The sequence below is a fragment of the Desulfonauticus submarinus genome, assembly GCF_900104045.1.
GTDB lineage: Bacteria > Desulfobacterota > Desulfovibrionia > Desulfovibrionales > Desulfonatronovibrionaceae > Desulfonauticus > Desulfonauticus submarinus.
In genome coordinates this window covers 30,019-52,470 of the sequence record NZ_FNIN01000008.1, presented here as the reverse complement: position 1 = coordinate 52,470, position 22,452 = coordinate 30,019, and the positions used below count along the sequence as shown (strand labels likewise).

The window sequence follows — 22,452 nt, the reverse complement described above, 5'->3', positions numbered from 1 at the left end:
AAAAGTCTATTGATTTTTATATTAGGCTAGGATTTGATAAAAGATAATAAATATTTTCTATTCTAAGGAGAGAAGATGAAAAAAACAAGAATGCTTACCCCAGGGCCAACTCCTTTACCAGAGAATGTGCGGTTAAGTTTGGCCAAAGATATGATCCATCATCGTAAGCCTGAGTTTAAAAAGATCTTACAGGATGTGCAAAAAGGATTGCAATATCTTTTTGGTACTCAAGAGCCTGTATTGATCTTAAGTAGTTCTGGAACAGGAGCAATGGTGGCTGCTGTGAATAATTTGTTTTCTCCTGGTGAAACAGTAGTAGTGGTGGAGGCAGGAAAATTTGGAGAGCGCTGGACAGAGATTGCAAGAGAGCGTGGTTTAAAAGTGGTTAGGTTAGAAGTAGAATGGGGTGAAGCTGTAGAGATTAATAAACTAAGTGATGTGTTAGAGAAATTTAAATCTATTAAAGGTGTTTTGATTCAAGCCTCTGAAACTTCTACAGGAGTGCTTCATCCTATTCAAGAGGTGGCTAATTTATGTCAAAAAAAAGGCATTATTAGCGTAGTCGATGGTATTTCTGCTGTGGGAATATCTCCATGTCCTATGGATAAATGGGGAATAGATTGTTTACTTACAGGATCTCAAAAAGGACTTATGTTGCCACCAGGACTTGCTTTTATTTCTTTAAGTAAAAAGGCTTTGGAAAAGGTAAAAACAATTAAACAAAGAGGATTTTATTTTGATTTGTTAAAAGAACATGCAAGTATTTTAAAATGTCAAACAGCGTATACTTCTTCTATTAATTTATTAGTTGGTTTACAAGAAAGTCTTCGTTATTTTCGTGAATGTGGGCTTAAAAATATTTATAAAAAACAAAAAGCCCTTACAGAAATGGTTCGAGAGGGCGTAAAGTTAATTGGCTTAGAATTACTTGCTTTAAAAGATTATACTTGGGGGCTAACTGCAGTGAAAATGCCTGCTGGTCTTGACGCTTCAAAAGTATTGTCTATTTTAAAAGAAAAATATGGTTATGTATTAGCTGGGGGCCAAGGACCTTTAAAAGGTAAAATTATTCGTATAGGTCATATGGGATATGTAGATTATGTTGATCTTGCAGGTTGTCTTTATGCCTTACAAAAGTCTTTTGTTCAAGCAGGGGGAGTTAGTGGAGCTAGGAATTTTATAGAGCGAGCAATGGACATATATTTTAAGACCTTAGAGGAAAGTTAAACAGTAAGATTATATTATTAGGTAGCTTGTTGTTAAATTAAGGAGGGAAGGTATATGAGTGAGAAAAATGAAGAAAAAATTATTGTGAATGATCGAAGAGTAAAATTAGATGATGATGAACCATCTGAAAGTGAGGCTAGGAAATTAGCTGAAAAAAAGATGGCTCATGATTATGAAGAAGCTTCAAAGAATAAAGAATTGCATTTTCCAAAAGTTGATTTTTCAACTTTTATTATTTCTTTAAGCTCTTCTGCCCTTGTTCATTTAGGAGAAGTTCCAGAACCAGAAAGTGGAAAAACACAGCCTAATTTGGCCTTAGCCAAACATACAATAGATGTGTTAGGGATATTAGAAGAGAAAACAAAAGGGAACTTAACTGTGCAAGAAGAAAAACTATTAAGAGATGTTTTATTTGATTTGCGGATGAAATACGTTCAAAAGGCAGGTTAAAAATGGGTAAGATAAACGTAGGAATTGTAGGGATTAGTGGATATACAGGTATAGAACTTTTGCGTTTATTATGCACTCACCCTTTTTTTGAATTAAAACAAGCTACATCTCGGAAACTTAGAGGTAAAAAAATAAAAGAGGTATTTCCTTTTGCAGACAAATTCTCTGAGCTTATTATTACGGATATAGAGAAAGATGGTCTTGATGCAGATATAGAATTATATTTTTTAGCTGTTCCTCATGGTACAGCTATGAAATTAGCCCAAAAAATAATCCAAGCTGGTAAAAAAGTAGTAGATCTGAGTGCTGATTTTAGGCTTAAAAATAAACAAGTTTATGAAGAGTGGTATAAAGTAAAACATGTTGCGTGGGATTTAATGTCAGAGGCAGTATATGGTCTCCCTGAAATATATGCTTCTAAGATAAAAAATTCTCGTTTAGTTGCTAATCCTGGGTGTTATCCAACCTCAGCGATTTTGGCTCTTTATCCTGCTTTAAAATCAGGCCTTATTGATAGTAATGAAATTATCATTGATTCTAAATCTGGAACTACAGGAGCAGGACGCTCACCCAAGGAGAATATTTTATTTTGCGAAGTTTATGATAATTTTTTTGCCTACAATATAGGGAAACATAGACATAGTCCAGAAATAGAACAAGAGTGTAGTTTAGCTGCTGGAAGAAATATAAAAATATTATTTAGTACTCATCTTCTTCCTATTAATAGGGGGATTTTAACTACTGTTTATGTAAAAACAAAAGAACTTAAAATTGATAAAATAAGAGATTGTTATTTAGAGTTTTATGGACATAAAAAGTGGGTTAAGGTATTGGAAGATGGTGTATTGCCTCAGGTGCGTTGGGTTAGAGGAACAATAAGCTGTGCTTTAGGCTTGGTAATAGATCAAAAAACAGAGCAACTGATTATTGTTTCTGCAATTGATAATTTATGCAGAGGAGCTTCAGGGCAAGCACTATTGAATGCTAACTTAATGGTTGGATTTGAAGAAGATACTGGATTTTCTGTTTCTGCTCCTCTGATCCCTTAATATGTATTTGGGGAATGTAACTTTTATTAGTTGTAAAAGATGTTAGAAAGTATTTTTATTGCAAGGCAACCTATTTTCAATGATAAAGAAAAGATTTTAGGTTATGAAGTTTTGTTCCGTTCTTGTAAAGGATTAAATAAAGCAGGTGTGATAGATGATGAGCAGGCTACAAGTAGAGTAATTATTGATGGTCTGAATTTAGTTTACCAACCAGAAAAATCTTATAAATATTTTATTAATTTTTCAGAAAAGCTTTTATTGGATAAAGTTTTTGAACTTCTTCCCACAGAAAATACTGTAATAGAGATTTTAGAAAATGTTACTCCAGGGTCTAAAATATTAGAAGTATGTAACCAAATAAAAGCAAATGGTTACTTGTTAGCTGTAGATGATTATGTAGGTCAGATAGAATTTTTTCCTCTTATAAAAATAGCTGATATTGTAAAAGTTGATATTCTGGCTCTTTCTCCTACAAAGGTTAAAGATATTGTTATTGATTTAAAAAAACAAAGTAAGATTCTTTTAGCAGAAAAGGTAGAAACAGAAGAGCAGTTAAAGTTTTGTTTAAATCTGGGGTTTAATTATTTTCAAGGATTTTTTTTTAGTAAACCTGAAATTTTAGAAGGACATAAGTTATCTTCTTCTCAATTAAGTAAATTAGATATTTTAAAAGAACTAAGTCATTCTAAAATTAGTTTTCGTCGATTAGAAGAAATTATAAGAAAAGATGTAGCAATTACCTATAGATTATTAAAATATATTAATTCTCCGTATTTTGGTTTAAGGCAAAAAGTTGAAAGTATTTCTCGAGCCCTTGCCTATTTAGGAGAGGATAAATTAAAAAAGTGGCTTAGAGTTGCAATTTTAGCAGATTTTAGTGCTGATGATAAAAAACGAGAAGTTGTGTTTTTCTCTGCTTTTAGAGGAAGATTTTTGCAGCTTTTGGCTAAAGAATTAGAATTAGGCAAAGATAAAGAAGAAAAGTTTTTTCTTTTAGGCTTGCTTTCTTATTTAGATGTGCTTTTGGGCAGAAGCTTAAAGGCTATCCTGGAAGAATTGCCTTTGGAAGAAGATATTGTTGATGGGTTGTTATTGCTAACTCATCCTTATCATATTTGGCTGGATTTAGTAGAAGCAGTTGAAAGAGGATATTGGGTTAAGATAAGAAAAATTTTAAAAATTTTAAAGATAGAACCTTCTCTTTCTGCTTCAGTAGCCAATCAGGCTTATGAGTGGGCTAAGAGTTTAATGTGTTGTTTAGAGTCTTAAAGATTAACTACCAAAAATTTTTTCACTTTACTCCACTTTTGTTATTTTTGAGTGATTTATCAAAATAAACCATTCTTTTGTGTTATTATATTATGAATTTGAAATAATAACGTTTGTTTTATTTTAGGTAGTTATACTTCAAATAACATCTCTAGATCTTCTCTTGTTAGGCTTTGAATTGCACTTTGTCCTGGAATTATTGCTTCTGCAACACCTCTTTTTTGTTCTTGTAGTTTTAGAATTTTTTCTTCTACAGTGTTTTGACAAATCATTTTATAGGCAAAAACTTGTTTGGTTTGTCCTATACGGTGTGTTCTATCTGTGGCTTGATTTTCAACTGCAGGATTCCACCAAGGGTCATAGTGGATTACGTAATCTGCAGATGTAAGGTTAAGTCCTGTTCCGCCTGCTTTTAAGGAGATAAGAAATATTGGAATATTAGGATCATTGTTAAATCTATCTACTTGGTCAAATCTATCTTTACTTGAGCCATCTAAATAAGCAAAAGGGATTTTATTTATAGAGAGCCAAGAACGAATTATATGGAGCATTTGAACGAACTGGGAAAAGACCAACACTTTGTGTCCATCTTCAATGATTGTAGTCACCAATTCTTTAAATGCTTCAAATTTACCAGAAGGTAAATTGGTATTTAAACCAGGCATATCTAATTTTAAGAGCCTTGGATGACAACAAATTTGTCTAAGTTTGAGGAGAGCATCCAAAATAGACATTTGTGACCCAGCAATGCCTTTTTCTTCCACTCTTTGTAAGACCTGTTCTTTTAATTTTTTGGCTAAGGATGCGTATAATTCCATTTGTTCGTCCAAAAGTGCTGTGTAGTATACATTTTCCACTTTTGGTGGGAGATCTTTAGCTACTTGGTCTTTGGTTCTTCTTAGAATAAATGGTTTAACTCTATTTTTTAAATATCCTAAAGCTTCTAAATCCCCATCTTTTATAGGCTTGACAAATCCTTTTTGAAAGGCGTGTTGGGAGCCTAAGAATCCTGGCATGAGGAACTCAAAAAGAGACCATAATTCTAACAGGTTGTTTTCTATTGGAGTTCCAGAAAGACAAAGTCTAAATCTAGAATTTAGTTTTCGTACAGCCTTTGCTGTAATGGTGTTGGGATTTTTTATGTTTTGCGCTTCATCTAAAATGATACTTGCATACTCATATGGAAGAAGATTTTCTAAATCTCTTCGTAAAAGAGCATAAGTAGTTAGGACTAGCTCAGCATCTTTTATTTGGGGAAATAGATGTTCTCGTTTGGAACCATAGATAACCAAACGTTTCATTGTAGGAACGAATTTTTCTGCTTCCCGTTCCCAGTTTGGCAAGACAGAAGTAGGAACTACAATAAGATGGGGACCTTTTAATCCATGTTCTTTTAGATGTTGTAAAAAAGATAGAGTTTGGATGGTTTTTCCTAAGCCCATCTCGTCTGCAAGGATTCCTCCAAATTTATACTCGTATAAAAAGTTTAAATAGCTTAAACCTTGTAATTGGTAGGGTCTTAAGGTCGCATTAAGTCCTTTGGGTTGAGATATTTCTGTGATTTCTTTAAAAGTATGTATTTTTTCTCTTAATTCGTCCCAGAAAGAATCTGCTTTTAACTCATCTACATCTTCTACTAATTTGTCTATAATAGGCGCCTCATGGTGTGCATATTTCTTTTTGGGACCTTTTTCTGGATCTAAGCCCATAGTTTGGAGCTTGTGCCCCAATTTTTCTAACCAAGATTCTGGCAAACTAGTGTAAGAGCCATCTTTTAATTGAACATATCGTTTCCCTTGAGTCCATGCTTTCCATATTTTTTCAATAGGCACAGAAATATCATCGTATTCAACCATTATATCTACATTAAACCAAGTGTTTTCTTCTTTACTTTCAACTTTTGCAACTACCTTTGGAGGCGAAAGTCTAACTTTATATCTGCTGAGATTTTTTTCTCCATAAACTCTATATTCTTGAATAAGTTTTGGATATTCGTCTAATAAAAAGTTTATAGCTTCTTCTGGTTCTAAGAACCATAGAGAGTTGCTCCTAGCCTGAAATCCTAAGTTTAAGAGTTTGCTAATAAGTTCTCCCTCTTTTTCTTGATCTCTGCGGATTAGAAAGGATTTTCCTTCAAATTGATAACTACCTGTTTGTAGATCTGGATCTGGACCTGGAAAAGTAAATTCTCCATGCTCTGTTTCGTATATATTTTGAATCTGCAAGGTTAGTAAACTGCCTTCCTCGTCGAGAAATAGTTTCGGATTATAAGTAGCATTTACAAAAATAGGAGCCATTCGTTCTAAAAATTTTTCTTGTTCAAAGAGATCAGACGCTGGAATTTGAGTCCATACTCTATCTAGAAATTCAGAGATTTCTTTATGAGGAATAATTGGAGGTTTGGTGACTAATTCTTTAATTAGGCTGGGTGGAAGACCTGTATGCACAGGATAAAAGGTATTTTTCCAAAATACCCAAAGAGGCATTTCCCCAAAAAAGAAAACATTTTCTCCTTCAATGGCAAAGGGAATTTTGCCTTCTCTACCCAACATAACTTCAAAAGAGAGTCCATCTTCAGTAAGTTTAGGACGAAGTTGTAATTTCATAGGAGCTGGTAAAATTCTAACCGGTTGTTCTGTTTCCTCAAAAAATAAATAATATTCATTTTTAATAGTAGTAAAAAACCAGCCCATCAGCCCATAAGGAATTTCTACTTTATGCCCATAGTAATCAAGATATTGTCCTATTTGTTCTGCCACAGCTGGAAGATCTGGAGAAATTTCACACCATTCTGGATTTCTAATAATTTGTTCTAAGGTAATAGGATTGAGAACAGAAGATAAGCCAGACTTATTTTGTCTTGCCCTAAAGAACTCCACCTGGAGACGACCTATTTCAGGAAAAAATCTATATACAATATAGTGTTGACCAGCTTCAGGTTCTAATTGGGTGGCAAAATAATTTTTAAAAGTGCTTTTCCAATCCGTGCTTATTACAACAGTATTTTTTTCTTCGTCACCTTGTAAGGAGTTTAAATATTTGATTATGGTTGCACTTACATGCTTGCATATTCCTGCAAATGAGTCAGGGCAATTACAGTAGTAATTAACAGACTCTAGATCTAAGTTAAGAGAGATTTCTGTATTATAAACTTGAAATTCTTCTCCTTGAACTTGACCCTCTAACTCTACAAAGTCGCTATGCTGTTTAATATTAATTTTTAATTCTTTTTGAGCTGCAAGCTCTTTTGCGCTTTCGTAAATATACTCGGGTATATTTTCTTTAACAAAATTTTCTAAAATTTCTTTGACTTTTTTCTCAGCATTTTTCACCATTAACCCTACAACTCCTTCAGTTCAAAATGATAAGCAAGAGACAACGTGTCTATTTAAGCAAATTATTTTTTTTTTTCAAGATTTGAAAAAAATTTTTTTAAAAAAAATTTTATGAGGCTAACTTATTAAAATGAAAAAGTTTTTTTTAGTAACAATATTAATTTTAACTTTTGCCCCATTAGTTCGTGGAGCTGATTTTGGAGGAAGAATTATTTTAGGAATAATGGGTGAACCTAGTAATCTTATCCCTCCTTTAGCCTCAGATACTGTTTCCCATGATGTTGCTGACTTAATTTATGTAAGTCTTGTTAAATATAATAAAGAACTAAAGTTGGTTCCGTGGGCTGCGCAAGAATTTAAGATTTTAGATGGTGGGAAAAAGATATACTTTAAACTCAGGAAAAATATTTTTTGGTTTGATGGGAAGCCTCTCACTGCTGAAGATGTATATTTTACTTATAAATTAATGATAGATCCAAAAACTCCAACAGCTTATGGAGAGGATTTTAAATTAGTAAAAAAATTTAATATTTTGTCGCCTTATGAGTTTGAGGTTGAATATCCTAAGGTATATGCCCAGGCACTTCCTTCTTGGGGTATATCTATCTTGCCAAAGCATGTTTTAGAAAAAGAGAATTTGTTAACCACTAAATATGCAAGGAATCCTTTAGGGGCAGGGGCATATTTTCTAAAGAAGTGGGAAAGTGGTAGAAGACTCGTTTTAGATGTGAATAAAAACTATTTTGAAGGCAGGCCTTACTTAGATGAAGTAATTTATAGAATTATTCCAGATATAGGTACAATGTTTTTAGAGTTAAAAGCTGGGAATTTAGACTTGATGCAACTCAATCCTCTTCAATATATTTTTCAAACAAAAGGATCTTTTTGGAAAAATAGATTTAATAAGTATAGATACTTATCGTTTTCTTATACCTACTTGGCATACAATTTACGCCATCCTTTTTTTAAAGATATTCGAGTAAGACACGCTATTGCCCTAGCTTTGGATAAGAAAGAAATAATAAAGGGTGTTTTGTTGGGCTTAGGTAAGCCAACTATTGGGCCTTATAAACCTGGTACATGGGTTTATAATAATAAAATTAAAGAGTTTCCTTATAATCCTAAAAAAGCAAAGCACCTTTTACTGGAAGCTGGTTTTAAAGATACTGATGGAGATGGAATTTTAGAAAAAGATGGTAAACCATTTATTTTTACATTGCTTACTAATCAAGGCAATAGCCTTCGTTTAAAAACAGCAGTTATTATTCAATATAGATTGGCTCAAATAGGCATTAAGGTGAAAATTAGAACTCTTGAATGGGCTACCTTTATTCATGATTTTATAGATAAAGGCAGATTTGATACGGTTCTTTTGGGTTGGACAATTCCTCAGGATCCAGATTTATATGATGTGTGGCACTCATCAAAGGCTGTACCAGGTGGACTTAACTTTATGGGCTTTAAAAATAAAGAAGTGGATAGATTGCTAGAACAGGGAAGGGAAACTTTGGATATAGAGAAAAGAAAAAAAATCTACGATAGAATGCAAGAAATTTTGCATTATGAACAACCATATTGTTTTTTGTATGTCCCCATGTCTTTACCAATTGTGAATAAAAGGTTTAAAAATATTAAGCCTGCTCCAGCAGGTATTAGTTATAATTTTATTCGTTGGTGGGTGCCCAAGAAACAACAGACATTTTTTCTTCCTTAAAAATACATGTATACTTTACAGACAATTCCTCCCAAATGTGCTCATTTGGTTTTAAGAGTGGAACGCTTTTTAAAGCGTTATCATGTTGATTTTATAGGTAAAAAAATATTAGTTGCTCTTTCAGGAGGTCCAGATTCAACAGCTTTGGCAGTTATTTTGTCTCTTTTAAAAAAGCGTTGCTCTTTAAATATAGAAGCATTGTATCTAAATCATGGTCTTAGAGAAGAAGCATTTCAGGAAGAATTATTTATTCAAAATTTTGCAGAAAGGTGGAAGTTTGAGCCCCATATTCTTAGGACAAATATAGGTCTTCTAGCTAAAAAAACGCACAGAGGTATAGAAGAGACGGGTAGAAATATTCGTTATTTTATTTTAAAGCAGTTTGCCCAAAAAAGACATTGCGACTTAATTGCTCTAGGTCATCATTTAAATGATTTGGCAGAAGATGTATTAATACGGATGTTAAGAGGTGCTAGTTGGCCTGCCTTAGGAGGAATGGATGTTTATTTAAAAGAAGATAAAATAGTGAGGCCGTTACTTTTTTTATCTAAAGATGAAATTAAATCTTTTTTAAAGATGTTAAATCAGAATTTTTGTATAGACAAAAGTAATTTTCAACTGGATACTTTACGTAATAGAGTTAGACATACGATTCTACCGTTATTTTGTAAAGAAAACCCTTCTTTTTTAAAAAATATTTTTAGATTGTGGCAGGCAGCAAAAATTGATAGACACGACTGGCAAGCAAAAATTGAAAAGTTGAAACCAAAAATTTTTGAAAATAAAATAGAGATAAATAGAAAGGAGTTAGAGTTATTTTTACCAGGAGAAAGAATGCGTATTTTTTCTCAGTGCTTAAAACAACTTGGTCCTGGGCAAGTATTGTTTGATAATGTAATGAAGTTAGAAGAACTTTTCTCTACTCGTAAAGTAGGAAAGCGAGTTGAGTTTCCTGGTAACAAAATGGTTTTATTAAACAACGAGACCGTGAGCTTTTTAAAAGGTTAGGGGAAAAATGATATGCGCATTAGTAAATTAATTTTGATAGTGTTTTGTTTGTTTTTAGGAATGGGAGTATATGTAGGAGTGGAAAAGGCTTTTTTTTCTAAAAAAGGAGGTTCCCCTCAACAACCTGGAAATAAACTTGTTTCTCCTGTAGATAAACAGAGGATATATGGACTAGATGTTCTTCCTAAAGAGGAAAAGACAATAGATTTTTCAAAAGAAAATAATAGTGAAGATGAGAGCATAATTAAGGGTGAACAAAATATTATTTTTAATAATTCAACCTCTTCTGTAAAGAATATAAAACCAAGATACGATACATTACCAAAAGATTCTATTGTGGATGAAAGTTTCTTTAATATCGCAGCTAATTTTCTAATAAAAAACTATGATTTTAAGGAAAAAAGATTTAAATTTAGCTTAAAACAACTTAATTTGTATTTTGGTATAGATTTAAAAGGATTCCGGACTGATTCTAAAAATATTCTTCAAAGTAGGAGAAGGGTATTAAAATATGTTTTAGATAGTTATTTTTTAAAATATATTACGCCAATAATAAATAATTTATTTTTTAAGAATATTGAACTAAAATTAGATAGTTTAGTTAAAAATAAAAATATTTCTAACTATGATAAAAAGATATTTTATAAAAATTTATCTAATTTACTTCTTTCCTATTCTGAGGTTATAAATCTTTTTTTAAATTCTTATGAATCTTACATGAAAGACATTAGAAATTATTTTTTAATTCAAAGGCGTTTAATAAAAGTTTACCAGCAATACTGGCAATTGGAAGAAAAAGATGTTAGCCAAAAAGAGAGATTAGGAAATTTAATTAAAAAAAATATTTTTGCTAGAGAATATTTAAAAAGGAAAATCTTAGCAAGATTACAGTTAAAACAGATCACTAGAGAGGATAAACTATATCTTTGTTTTTGGTTGTATAGACGATTAGACCAGGATAAATTTTCCTTTACTGAAATAAAAAATTTAGCAGAATTGCTTAAAGAAACAGGAAAATTTTTACAAAAACAGATAAAAAGTGATTTTTAAGAGTTTGTCTTAACCATTTACCGAAAATATTAAATAAAAATTTTTATTTAGTTCTAAAAGTATATAGGATATAAAGGAAAAAGTAATAGTAATTTAGTTGTTTAGTTATAAATGTGGTCTAAGGATGTATATTAAGAAGTTGGTTAAATTTTTGTCTATATTAAAATTTATGGAGGAAGAAAGATGATCTATCCTGATTGGAAGTCATTGGCCCTTGGAACAACTATAACCAGTCCTGGAAATGCCTCAGAACTAAAAACAGGTGATTGGAGGACAGAGCTGCCTATTTTAGATGAAGAAAAATGTGTTAAATGTGGTTTGTGTGCTATATATTGTCCTGAATTTTGTATTCATCAAGACGAAGATGGTTTTTTTAGGGCTGATTTATATTATTGTAAGGGGTGTGGTATTTGTGCAAATGAGTGTCCTAAAAAGGCGTTAACTATGGAATTGGAGGAAAAATAATGACTAAAAGAATAGGAACAGAAGTATCTTTAGCTGTGGCAGAGGCTGTAAAATTGGCCAATGTAGATGTTATTGCAGCTTATCCTATTACTCCTCAAACGCATATTGTGGAAGAGCTTTCTCAGATTGTAGCAAATGGGGAACTTGAAGCAGCTTTTATTCCTGTTGAATCAGAACACTCTGCCATGAGTGCTGCAGTAGGGGCTTCGGCTACGGGAGCAAGGGTCTATACAGCTACCTCCTCTCAGGGGCTAGCTTTGATGCATGAAATTTTATTTATTGCTTCAAGTTTAAGATTACCTATAGTTATGACTATTGCTAACCGTTCTTTATCTGGTCCTATTTCTATCTGGAATGATCATTCTGATATTATGGCAGAAAGAGATATAGGATGGATTCAATTGTTTGGAGAAAATGGACAAGAAATATTTGATTTAACTATAATAGCGTTTAAGATTGCTGAAGACAAGAGAGTATTGCTCCCTGTTGGTGTAAATATGGATGGTTTTATTTTAACCCATATGATTGAGCCTATAGAGATAGAATCTCAGGAGGATATAAATAAATTTTTGCCTCCTTATAAGCCACAGTTAAAACTTGATGTGGATCAGCCTGTTACTATGGGGCCTGTGGGAGTTCCAGAAATTTATGCTGAAGCTAAAAAACAACAAGAAATGGCTTTACTGGGTAGTAAAAGTATTGTGAAGCAGGTTTTTACAGAGTGGGAAGAAATGTTTGGTAGAAAGTATAAAGTTATAGAAGAAAATGGGCCTAAAGAAGCAGATACAGTTTTTATTACCATGGGGTCGTTGGGTGAAACAGTTATGTCTGCTTTAAATGAGTTAAATACAGATGGGGTAAAAGCTAGGCAAGTGAGAATTAGGTTATGGCGTCCATTTCCTGAGGAAGAATTTTTAGAGGCAATTGCTGGCGCTAAAAAGATTATAGTTATAGATAGAGCTGTTTCCTTTGGTGCTCATCACGGACCTGTGGCGAGTGAAGTAAAAGCTACTTTATATAAACAGAGTTCTAGACCTGAAATTTATAATTTTATTTGTGGTCTTGGTGGGAGAGATGTTACTAGAGATGAATTTAAACAAATGTATGAGTTAGCGCAAACAGGTAAATATAAAGACGAATATTTAATTTGGGGAGTAAGAGAAGATGACTAGAGAAATAAAATTTGAGAAAATAACGGCAAAAAATATTCCAACTGAATCTTTAATTGCTTCTGGTCATAGAGCTTGCCAGGGGTGTGGTGAAATTTTAGCCATGGGAATGGTAATGAAAGCAGCAGGACCAAATACTATTGTGGCTAATGCAACAGGGTGTATGGAGATTGTTACCTCTCCTTTCCCTCAAACAGCTTGGAAAACTCCTTGGATTCATGTGGCTTTTGAAAATACTGCTGCTGTAGCCTCAGGAATAGAAGCTGCTTTAAAAGTTTTGGAAAAGAAGGGAAAGCTTAAAAATCGTCCTAATGTAATTGCTTTTGCTGGTGATGGGGCAACTGCTGATATTGGGTTACAATCTTTGTCAGGGGCATTAGAAAGAGGACATAATTTTTTATATGTATGTTTAGATAACGAAGCATATATGAATACAGGAATTCAGCGTTCCAGTTCAACCCCTTTTGGTGCTGCTACTACTACTTCTCCTCCAGGAAAAAAAAGTAAGGGGCAATATACTTGGAAAAAAAATGTAGCTATGATTGCTGCTGCTCATGATATTCCTTATGTAGCGACAGCAAGTCCTGCTTATCATTTAGACTTAATGAATAAGGTTAGAAAAGCTCTTGCTGTAGAGGGACCAGCATATATTCAAATTTATTCTCCTTGTCCCACTGGTTGGAGAAGTAGACCAGATCAAAGTATTACTATCGCTAAATTAGCTGTGCAAACAGGAGTTTTTCCTTTATTTGAAGTAGAGTATGGAAAATTTAAGCTTTCTCAACCCAGGAAAGAGTTAAAACCAGTTGAGGAATATCTTAACCTTCAACGCAGATTTAGGCATCTTAAAGAAGACGATATTGCTTTTATTCAAGAGAAGGTAAAAGAAAATTTTGAGAAGTTAAAAAAATTGTGTGAACTAGAGTAGATTGTGTTGCTAACTTCAATATTAAGAGCGACCCTTGTGGTCGCTCTTTTAGTTTCGTAAAGTAGCTATAAGACGAAGAGGATGAATAAATAAATGAAAGGCATCTAAAATGTGGGGTACTATTATGTCTGCTGCTAATAATGTTTTTGAATACAACCCTTCTTCTTGGCAGACCGCAATACCTAGTTTAGCCTTTTGAAGCATAAGATAATCATTATATCCATTACCTATAGCTACACATTTATTAGGATCTAGCTGGTGAATAAAATTTAGTTTTGCTTTGACTTGTTCGTGAGAAGAAATAATTTGGATTTTATAATCTGTATTACTAAAATATTGCTTTACATTATTATGAGTGTCTGCTGTTAAAATATGAATATGGAAATATTTTGAGAGAGTGGATAAACTATTTATAACATCAGTTTTTACTTTACCATCAATGGCTAGAGTTCCATTAAAATCTAAGACAAGATGCTCTAATAATAGTAGACCATGCCCTGGTATATTTACTTTAAACATTATTATTCAGGTATGAATCCATACTTGGTATAAATATTTTTTACTACATCTGATTTTAGAAATGTTAAAAATCTTTTGCCATTTTCGATATTTTTAGCTTTTTTTAAAAGACATGCGTAATAATTTACTTCTGTTTCTTGATTTAAAGGAGAAGGTATTTCTACTCCTTCTATTTCTAATCCTTGTTGTTGGGCGTTTAAAATTTCTGTATGCCATACAGGACCTACATCTACCTCTCCTTTTAAAATTTTATTTGGGGTTTCTCTATGGTGAACTGTAGTAAAAATAGTTTTTCCTTCTTTTACCTTTTCCTTCATAATCGTTTTGACTAAATTTTTTCCTCCTGCTTGGTGGTACATATTAATGGTATATTGAGCGATATCTTCTATTTCTGGATTTGGTTGAGATATAGTAATATCTGTTCTGGCTAGATCATATACAGATTTAATTTTTTTAGGATTTCCCTTTGGTACCATAAGGCTTAGTTTATTATGTGCATAAATGAAATAGTCTTTGAAAATTAGATTTTCTTTTTCTAAAATTTGCATATTTTCAATAGATACAGAGGTATATACATCTGGGTTTCCAGGAATTATTTTATTTTGAAACTTAGCTCCATTAGCTAGAATTTGTTGTAACTCTAGTTTAGGAGGAAGGGTTTCATAAAAAATATTTTTTATTTCAGGATATTTTTTTTGAAAATTAGTTATAAGTTCTTTAGCTAGCATAAATTGATTACCAGCTAAAAATAGAATAAAGTCTGCTTTATCTAAAAGATGTAGATTATGAAGATCGTCTTTTCTTTGATCTGGTATTATAGGTAAACTCATTGTGTGTAGTTTTATTTAATTTTTGTTTAAGGTTAAAAGGACGATGGATTTCTAAAATTAAATTTATAATTTTTTTTGTCAATTATGTCCATTTTTTATAATTTTTTTAAGATTTTTTTAAATTTAAACTATTTTTTTGAGTTCTATTGAAACGGGATCTCCCCCATAATGCCGCTCCAAGTGCTCCTATTGTGTCAGGATTTGGGGGAATTATGGGGGAGATATCTAGCTCTGTTTTTAGCAAATGCACTACGCAGGGGTTATTGGCTACTCCTCCTGCAAAAATTAAAGGAGTTTTCAAACCAACTCTTTTTAGCATATTAATAGATCTTTTTACAATCGATTTGTGTAAGCCAAGGGCAATATTCTCAGGAGCTTCACCTTTTGCCATAAGGGATACAGCTTCTGTTTCTGCAAAGACCGTACACATACTATTTATAGGTAAAGCTATTTTACCCTTTAATGCATAATGACCAAATTTTTGGATAGGTATTTGAAATATACTTGCTGTGAATTCTAAGAATTTTCCTGTTCCAGCAGCACAACGGTCATTCATTTCAAAATTTTTTACTTTTCCATTGGACGCTAAAGAAATAGCCTTTGTATCTTGGCCTCCTATATCTAGGATTGTTTTGGCGTTAGGGTATAGGTGGTACACTCCTAAAGCATAGGCCTTAATTTCAGTAATAGTATAAATAGGACATGTTAAAGGGATTTTATTTATTAGCTCTCTTCCATATCCAGTAGTTACTATTAGTTTAAATTTTATTCCTTTAATTATTTTTTTCAATTGATCTAATGGGTTAAAGGTTGTAGGCAGTTTGTTTTGAAAAATAACCTTATCTTTTTTTAAAACTACAATTTCTATCGATCGAGAGCCTATATCTATACCAGCTACTGCCATTGGCCGTCCCTTTTCTTAAGGAGTAATCATTTCTATAAATGCTTCTACTCTTGTTTTTAATTGTTCAACATCTTCCATACTATAGTCAGTTTCAATAGAAAGAATAGGAATATTCTTTTCACGTAAAATATTTTCTATCTTAATGCTTTCGTGAGCATAGGGTTGACAAAAAAGAAGATTATAGTGAATAACGCCATCTATTTTGAGTTCCTTAGCTAGAGAAATAATATGCTCTATACGTTCTAGATTAGGTGTAAAACAGGCGCAATCTATCTTAAGGTATCTATCTACAATAGCATCTATCATTTCATCTAAAGTTTCAGCAGATTCATCTACCAAATCTCTTGTGTTTCTAGTGCCAATACAAGACTCTTCTCCCACAATTATTGCTCCTGAACTTTCTATTATATAAGGTAGCTTCCAGTTGGGTACGGCCATAGGACAGCCAGAAAGGAGAATGCGGGGAGTGTCTTGAGATACTATTCCTTCTTGTTTTTTTATTTTTTCTTCTAACTCATTACAAAGTTCATTTATTTTTTTAGTAAAACGAAGGGGATCATCGTAAAAACTAATTTGATTAATTAGTAGCACATCTCTACCAGAAATAGGAGTTGGGATAGCTTTTCTCAGTTTATTAAGGCGCTGTAATGCTTTTCTTTTCTCGTTAACTATTTTAATGGCTTTTTTGAGCTTGTCAGGAGTTATTTTGTTTTTTGTAATATGCTCTAACTTATTTTTATATTTTAGCACCTCATTTTTCCATAGTTCCCGATCGCTAAGGTATTTTTGTTGAGGTACCTCCATAATATACATTGGTACATATTGGGAAAATACCTCATATGCCTTTTTTTTGCCATCACATGTGGTTTCACCTATTATTAAATCGCATGACTCAGTAAATGGACATAATCTGGCTAGCTTGAAGCCTATAAATGATTTTATAAGAGCACAGGTGTTTCTAGGGATAAGTTTTTCAGCCTTTTCTTTACCTGCTTCTGCTCCAGCACATAAACCAACCTGAATAGCATTGGCTGCCAATGTGAGTTCTTCTGGGACAAAAATACAAAAGGTTCCTATAATTTTTTGTCCATTTTCTTTTGCTTCTTTTAATTCTTTTATTCGTAATCCATGTATTTCTGCAAGGACAAAATCCAAATATTCCATACCCCTAAGCCTTTTTTCTTGGGAAAGATAAATATCATTATAAAATTTTCCCAGAACTTCTAATAAAGCATCGTGGGCCTCTAAGTCTAAATTAAGCTTTTCCCACATGGCAGCGTATTGATCATTCATTATGTATCCCCCTTTTAAAGAATATAGAATAAAATACTTATTTGGAGTATTTTTATTTGGCAAATTGAAATAGATAATAATTTGATTGATATTTGATAGATAAAATTTATTGAATTTGATTGGAAATTTTAAACTTAATCAAGGTAAGTCTCAAAGGTGAATTGTTTAATTTAATACTAAAGGTGAATGATTAGATGAGAGGTGTTATTTATTATTTCTTTTACAGGACGACCGAAATAAAAATTGAGTAGATTATCAGGTATAGATATTTTGTCTTTTAAAGATTTTCTTAAATATTCGTCCCACTCTATTATCTTTTCTAATTTAGAATATTGTTTTGTGTTGAGAAGTTTTTTTATCAATTGTAAAGAGCATTTTTGTTCATGTTCAGATATGAGCTCGCCAATAGCTGAATTTTTATTTATAATATCAAAGCGTTGTAATAAATTTTTGTCTTTTATTTCTAAAATTTTTTGTTGGTTTTGACAGAAGAAATGCTTGCACTCTATTGGTCTATATTCATAAATAGTACAATTTTGATTTTTTAAGAAATAACATCCTAATTTTGTACTAACAATTTTAATTAGTTCCTGTTTTAAGACAATATATTGTTGCTTAAAATGATCAAATATGATTTCACCTTTTCTTAATACAAGTAGCTTATCTTTTAGTATTTTCTGTTCAATTATAAGGGATAAGTCTTCTTTGTGAAGAGTGGGGGGAGAGGTAAGACAGCATTTAGCGCAACGTTTACAATGCATTTATTTTAAATTTTAAGGTTAGTTTATATTTATATAATAAAAAAGCTTACCTTTTTAGGTAAGCTTTTTAACTAAAATGGTGCGCCCGGGAGGATTCGAACCCCCGACCAAGAGCTTAGAAGGCTCCTGCTCTGTCCAGCTGAGCTACGGGCGCGTGAGAAGAGATTTCTTATACTTTTTAATTTTCTTCGTCAATAAAAAAATAATTTCCAGATTTGATTCTTGTGGCCTAAAATTAGTAAAGATAAGCTAGGATTTATTATCCTATCCTTTATACGAGTCATTAAACTTTGCTACATTTTCCACGTCCTTTTTATATCTCAAGATACCCTCTGCAATTCCTTTGGCCACTTCTTGAAGATATTTAGTAGAGGTTAGTTTTTTTCTATCATGCCAATTAGTAATATAACCTAATTCTATAAGAATAGCAGGCATTTTTGCACCCATAAGTACATAAAAAGGTGCTTCCTTTACACCATGATCTCTCAGAGAAGGATAATATTTTTTTGCCCTATATAGACACTTTTTTTTCACAATCTTGGCTAAATCTCGAGACTCACTTATTTTAGAATTTAACATTAATTCAGTGAGTATTAACTGAAGGTCGCTTATACTTTTTTCTGACACAGCATTTTCTCTAGCAGCCACTCTTAAAGCATCTTTTGATCTTGTTAAGTTTAAGTAATAGATTTCTAATCCTCTCACTTTTGGGTTTCTGTGGGCATTGCAGTGAATAGATATGAATAGGTCTGCTTTTTGGGAGTTGGCTAAAGCTGTGCGTTCTTCTAAGGGTATAAATACATCTCTAGTTCTAGTGTAAAGTACCTTAAAACCTTTAGCTGCAAGCATTTTCCCCAGGATTTTAACCATTTTTAAATTTATATCTTTTTCTCTTATACCATGACTAATAGCTCCTGGATCTTTTCCTCCATGTCCTGCATCAAGCATAATTGTTTTTACTTTTAAACCTAACTGTTCAATTAAATTTTGACTAGCTATTTGTTTTCGTAGTTTTTTTGAAATATGAACTTGAGTTGGTGAAGAAACTGTTTTTTTAGGTTCTCCATAAATATCTATAACTACTCGAAATGGACTAGTTAAAGAAAATAATCTATAATCTTTAAGCGATTCTATATCTAGGACTACTCTGGCTTCTTTGTTTGTATGCTGGGCAACTCTAACTTTTTTTAGGATACCATCTGCAATTGTAGTTTCTTTGGGTATTTTGGGAGATAGAGTGGTATTTTCTAAGTCTATAAAAAGGCGATAAGGAGTCTGTAGAGTTTTGTCAGGACTTAAAAGTTTATAAAAGTAGTTTGTCTTGTCCTCTATATCTAAAACAACTCTAGTATATTCATCACTTGACCAATGTCTAATATTTGTGAGTCGAGTTGTTTTGTTTTTAGATGTAATTTTTTTATTACTAATAATTGGAGAAGAAGAAATTTTTATTTTTTTTATTTTTTTCAGATTTTTTTCGTCCATTTTTTTTAAAATTTTTTCTGCTTTATATTTCATATCCCCTTTTGGATAATTGTAACTAACTTTTAAGAATTCTATATATGCTTGTTTTGTGTCTTTTAAATATTTATAATAGATATTAGCAATATGAAATTGAGCATCATCTGCCCATGAATGTTTTGGAAAGTGAAGTATTAGTCTTCTGTAGTAATCTATAGATTTGATAAAATCAGAAGTTAGACGAGATCTTTTGCCTAATTCCTCATAAACTCTACCTATATAATAAAGACTTTTAGGAGCTGTTTTTCCTCTTGGGTTTGCTTTATATATTTTTAAAAATTTTCTTTTTAATTTTAACCAATTATCTCTGTATTTTGCTTTTCTATAATTCTTTTGTAGTCTTATAAATGAGCGAACTGCTTTTGTATAACTTGTAGATAGAGAAGCAATACTATAGTTAGCACTTATTACTAAACTAAATATTATAAGAGTTATAATAAAAAATCGTCTTTTTATTATGTCCATTATTCTACAGTAACGCTTTTTGCTAGATTACGTGGTTGGTCTACATCTTTTCCTAAATACACTGCCATTTCATAAGCAAATAACTGAAGTGCGGGCAATATTAGAAAGGAAATAAAAGGAGATTTAAAATTTGGAATGATCCATGGATCATCTACTTCTAATTTTGAGTTTATGTTAGTTAGAGCGATAATTTTTCCTCCTCTAGCTTGGACTTCTTCAAGGTTTGACTTCACTTTAGGTAAAAGTTCATCTTCAGGTGCCAAGGCAAATGTGGGAAATTGTGGATCTATTAAAGCTATGGGACCGTGTTTCATCTCTCCTGCCGCATATCCTTCTGCATGGATATAAGATATTTCTTTTAACTTAAGAGCTCCTTCCAAGGCTAAAGGATAGTTTAAACCTCTTCCTAAGTAGAAAAAACTGTTAGCCCATGAATACTTGTGAGCCAAGTGATTTGCTTTTTGGTGTAATATTTGAAGATTGGTTTCTATTTGTTCTGGAAGTTCAAGTAAATGGGCAATGTACTGACTTTTAAAATTGGGTGTTAAGAGTTGTTTTTTATTTCCCCAATATAGAGAAAGTAAAAAAAGCATTATCATTTGGCTACACATTGCTTTAGTAGATGCCACACTTATTTCTGGACCTGCTTGAGTATAAATAACCACATCTGCTTCTCTGGCGATACTAGAACCAACCACATTACATAGGCCAATTACCTTGGCATTTTTTTCTTTTGCTAACCGCAGACCTGCTAAGGTATCAGCTGTTTCTCCGCTCTGACTAATCACCATAATAACATCATTTTTATTGATGAGTGGATTTCGATAACGAAATTCAGAGGCTATATCTACTTCTACAGGAATATGCGCGATTTGTTCTAATATATATTTTGCCCACATTCCGGCATGAAATGATGTACCACAGGCGACTATATTTAGTCTGGCAGGAAGAGGAAAATTTTCTAGTTCTGAAAATAAGACTGTGTTTTCGCATTCATCTATTCTTCCTCTCAAGCAATCTTGAATTACTTTTGGCTGTTCAAATATTTCTTTAAGCATAAAGTGTTTATAACCACTTTTTTGGGCAGATTGGATATCCCAATTAATAGTAGTAACTTTTCTAGATATGCCTTTTTTATTTTTAAGAGAGTATATTTGATAGGTGCTTGGAGTGAGCTCTACAATTTCATTGTCTTCTAAGAAAATAACTTCCCTTGTGTAGTTTAAAAATGCGGGTATATCAGAAGCAATAAAATTTTCTCCTTGTCCTATGCCTAAGATAAGAGGGCTAGAGTGTCTTCCTGCCCAAATAGTATTAGGATGAGCACACTCTATTAAAGCAAAGGCATAGCTTCCCTTAACTTGATTTAAAGTCTCGTAAATAGCATCTAAAATAGATTTGCCTTGTTCATGATAATAAGCAATTAGTTGAACAAGGACTTCTGTATCAGTATCTGAATTAAATTGGATCCCTTTGCCCTTTAAGTAATGTTTTAATTCTTTGAAATTTTCAATAATGCCATTGTGGACTAAGGCAAAGCGTTTATTTTGACTTAAATGGGGATGGGCATTTTTTTCTGTAGGTAAACCGTGAGTAGCCCACCTGGTATGTCCTATTCCAGTGGTGGTAAGATAGATTTCCTGAGAACACAGTTTATTTTCTAAATTATTTAATTTTCCTTGGCTTTTAAAAACGTGAACTTTGTTTTGTAAGCAAAAGGCTACCCCAGCGGAGTCATATCCTCTATATTCTAACCTTTTTAATCCCTCTATAATTATTGGAGTAGCTGGCCTATGGCCAGTATAACCTATTATGCCACACATTTAGGACTCCTTTAAATTTTTTAAAAATTCTGGCCATTTTTTTAAAAAAGCTTGAAGGGCTTTTGCTCTATGACTAATTTTATTTTTTTGTTCTAAAGAGAGTTGAGCAGCGTGCAAACCTGTTTGCTTATCTACAAATATTGGATCATACCCAAATCCGTGCTCTCCTTTAGGATGAGTGGCAATAAAACCTTCCCACTTTCCTTCTACACAAAAGTGCTTTCCTCCAGGTGTCCAAAGTGCGATTACACAGATAAAAAAAGCTTGTCTATCTTTTAAAGAAGTATTTTTAAGTTTTTTTAGCAACTTAGCGTTATTTTGGGCGTCTGTGGCATTATCTCCACTATATCTCGCAGAATACACTCCTGGTTCTCCATTAAGATAAGGTACTACTAGTCCAGAATCATCAGCTAATGCTATTTCTCCTGTTTTTTCGCTTACAGTGCGGGCTTTTAATAGCGCATTTTCTTTAAATGTTTTGCCTGTCTCAGGGATTGGGCCAAGTTTAAAGTCTTTTAAGCTGAGTAAGGTTAAGTCATAGTCCTGCAGAAGTTTTTTTATTTCTTGAATTTTTCCTTTATTGGTAGTGGCAAGTACAATTTTCATGTTTGACCTCTAAAAAAGTAATTTATCTGAATTAACTTCTTGCCTGAAATTTTTAGGTAAATCAAC

The 22,452-nt window shown here is 32.4% G+C and carries 19 protein-coding genes and 1 tRNA gene; 10 read left to right on the top strand and 10 right to left on the bottom strand.

From position 1 onward, the window contains the following. Positions 1-75: 75 nt before the first annotated feature. From BLP60_RS07620 to BLP60_RS07605, 4 genes are read left to right on the top strand one after another with little or no spacing between them, the layout of a single operon-like run. The gene (locus BLP60_RS07620) at positions 76-1,227 is read left to right on the top strand and encodes a pyridoxal-phosphate-dependent aminotransferase family protein (protein WP_092065676.1); all 1,152 of its coding nucleotides are present in this window, start codon (positions 76-78) and stop codon (positions 1,225-1,227) included. Between the two features lie 54 nt (positions 1,228-1,281). After that, entirely contained in the window at positions 1,282-1,677 is a 396-nt protein-coding gene (locus tag BLP60_RS07615; RefSeq protein WP_092065674.1) for a DUF1844 domain-containing protein, read from the top strand. 2 nt (positions 1,678-1,679) lie between these two features. Continuing rightward, complete coding sequence (gene argC / locus BLP60_RS07610) at positions 1,680-2,726, top strand: N-acetyl-gamma-glutamyl-phosphate reductase (RefSeq protein ID WP_092065672.1); 1,047 nt, start codon at positions 1,680-1,682, stop codon at positions 2,724-2,726. 39 nt (positions 2,727-2,765) lie between these two features. Further along, positions 2,766-3,995: an EAL and HDOD domain-containing protein gene (locus BLP60_RS07605; RefSeq protein WP_092065670.1), complete on the top strand. Its 1,230-nt coding sequence runs from the start codon at positions 2,766-2,768 to the stop codon at positions 3,993-3,995. Positions 3,996-4,126: 131 nt separating this feature from the next. Here the strand turns inward: BLP60_RS07605 and BLP60_RS07600 are convergent, their stop codons facing one another. Beyond that, positions 4,127-7,330, bottom strand: a complete 3,204-nt coding sequence (locus BLP60_RS07600; protein WP_092065668.1) for a DEAD/DEAH box helicase — start codon at positions 7,328-7,330, stop codon at positions 4,127-4,129. A 130-nt stretch (positions 7,331-7,460) separates the two neighbouring features. Here BLP60_RS07600 and BLP60_RS07595 point away from each other — a divergent pair, with 130 nt between their 5' ends. The 6 genes from BLP60_RS07595 (at position 7,461) to porB (ending at position 13,664) form a co-directional block, all read left to right on the top strand. Next, a complete protein-coding gene (locus BLP60_RS07595) occupies positions 7,461-9,044 on the top strand; it encodes a peptide-binding protein (protein WP_092065666.1) in 1,584 nt (527 codons plus the stop codon). Between the two features lie 57 nt (positions 9,045-9,101). Beyond that, positions 9,102-10,052 carry a tRNA lysidine(34) synthetase TilS gene (tilS, locus tag BLP60_RS07590; protein WP_159427709.1) on the top strand — a complete coding sequence of 317 codons (951 nt, stop codon included), beginning with the start codon at positions 9,102-9,104 and terminating at the stop codon, positions 10,050-10,052. Positions 10,053-10,064: 12 nt separating this feature from the next. Beyond that, positions 10,065-11,102: a hypothetical protein gene (locus tag BLP60_RS07585; protein WP_092065662.1), complete on the top strand. Its 1,038-nt coding sequence runs from the start codon at positions 10,065-10,067 to the stop codon at positions 11,100-11,102. Positions 11,103-11,285: 183 nt separating this feature from the next. After that, positions 11,286-11,567, top strand: coding sequence for a 4Fe-4S binding protein (locus tag BLP60_RS07580; protein WP_092065660.1), 282 nt, complete (start codon positions 11,286-11,288; stop codon positions 11,565-11,567). Beyond that, positions 11,567-12,739, top strand: a complete 1,173-nt coding sequence (porA, locus tag BLP60_RS07575) for a pyruvate ferredoxin oxidoreductase (RefSeq protein ID WP_092065658.1) — start codon at positions 11,567-11,569, stop codon at positions 12,737-12,739. The genes BLP60_RS07580 and porA overlap by 1 nt, the downstream gene beginning before the upstream one ends. Further along, positions 12,732-13,664: a pyruvate synthase subunit PorB gene (porB, locus tag BLP60_RS07570; protein ID WP_092065656.1), complete on the top strand. Its 933-nt coding sequence runs from the start codon at positions 12,732-12,734 to the stop codon at positions 13,662-13,664. Before porA ends, porB begins: the two co-directional genes overlap by 8 nt. A 48-nt stretch (positions 13,665-13,712) precedes the next feature. Here the strand turns inward: porB and BLP60_RS07565 are convergent, their stop codons facing one another. The 9 genes from BLP60_RS07565 to BLP60_RS07525 all read right to left on the bottom strand — a co-directional run bounded on the left by BLP60_RS07565 (position 13,713) and on the right by BLP60_RS07525 (position 22,386). Next, entirely contained in the window at positions 13,713-14,183 is a 471-nt protein-coding gene (locus tag BLP60_RS07565; protein ID WP_092065654.1) for an HAD family hydrolase, read from the bottom strand. A 2-nt stretch (positions 14,184-14,185) separates the two neighbouring features. Further along, a complete protein-coding gene (locus BLP60_RS07560) occupies positions 14,186-15,013 on the bottom strand; it encodes a molybdate ABC transporter substrate-binding protein (protein WP_092065652.1) in 828 nt (275 codons plus the stop codon). Between the two features lie 106 nt (positions 15,014-15,119). Then, positions 15,120-15,917: an acyl-CoA dehydratase activase gene (locus BLP60_RS07555; protein ID WP_092065650.1), complete on the bottom strand. Its 798-nt coding sequence runs from the start codon at positions 15,915-15,917 to the stop codon at positions 15,120-15,122. A gap of 15 nt (positions 15,918-15,932) precedes the next feature. Beyond that, positions 15,933-17,210, bottom strand: a complete 1,278-nt coding sequence (locus tag BLP60_RS07550) for a double-cubane-cluster-containing anaerobic reductase (RefSeq protein ID WP_092065648.1) — start codon at positions 17,208-17,210, stop codon at positions 15,933-15,935. 176 nt (positions 17,211-17,386) lie between these two features. Beyond that, on the bottom strand, positions 17,387-17,971 hold the full coding sequence (locus BLP60_RS07545) for a YkgJ family cysteine cluster protein (RefSeq protein ID WP_092065646.1): 585 nt from the start codon (positions 17,969-17,971) through the stop codon (positions 17,387-17,389). A 77-nt stretch (positions 17,972-18,048) separates the two neighbouring features. Beyond that, positions 18,049-18,125 (bottom strand) — tRNA-Arg (locus tag BLP60_RS07540). A gap of 110 nt (positions 18,126-18,235) precedes the next feature. Then, a complete protein-coding gene (locus BLP60_RS07535) occupies positions 18,236-19,957 on the bottom strand; it encodes an N-acetylmuramoyl-L-alanine amidase (protein ID WP_092065644.1) in 1,722 nt (573 codons plus the stop codon). Beyond that, a complete protein-coding gene (gene glmS / locus BLP60_RS07530; protein ID WP_092065642.1) occupies positions 19,957-21,780 on the bottom strand; it encodes a glutamine--fructose-6-phosphate transaminase (isomerizing) in 1,824 nt (607 codons plus the stop codon). The genes BLP60_RS07535 and glmS overlap by 1 nt, the downstream gene beginning before the upstream one ends. After that, positions 21,781-22,386: an XTP/dITP diphosphatase gene (locus BLP60_RS07525; protein WP_092065640.1), complete on the bottom strand. Its 606-nt coding sequence runs from the start codon at positions 22,384-22,386 to the stop codon at positions 21,781-21,783. Positions 22,387-22,452: the final 66 nt, after the last annotated feature.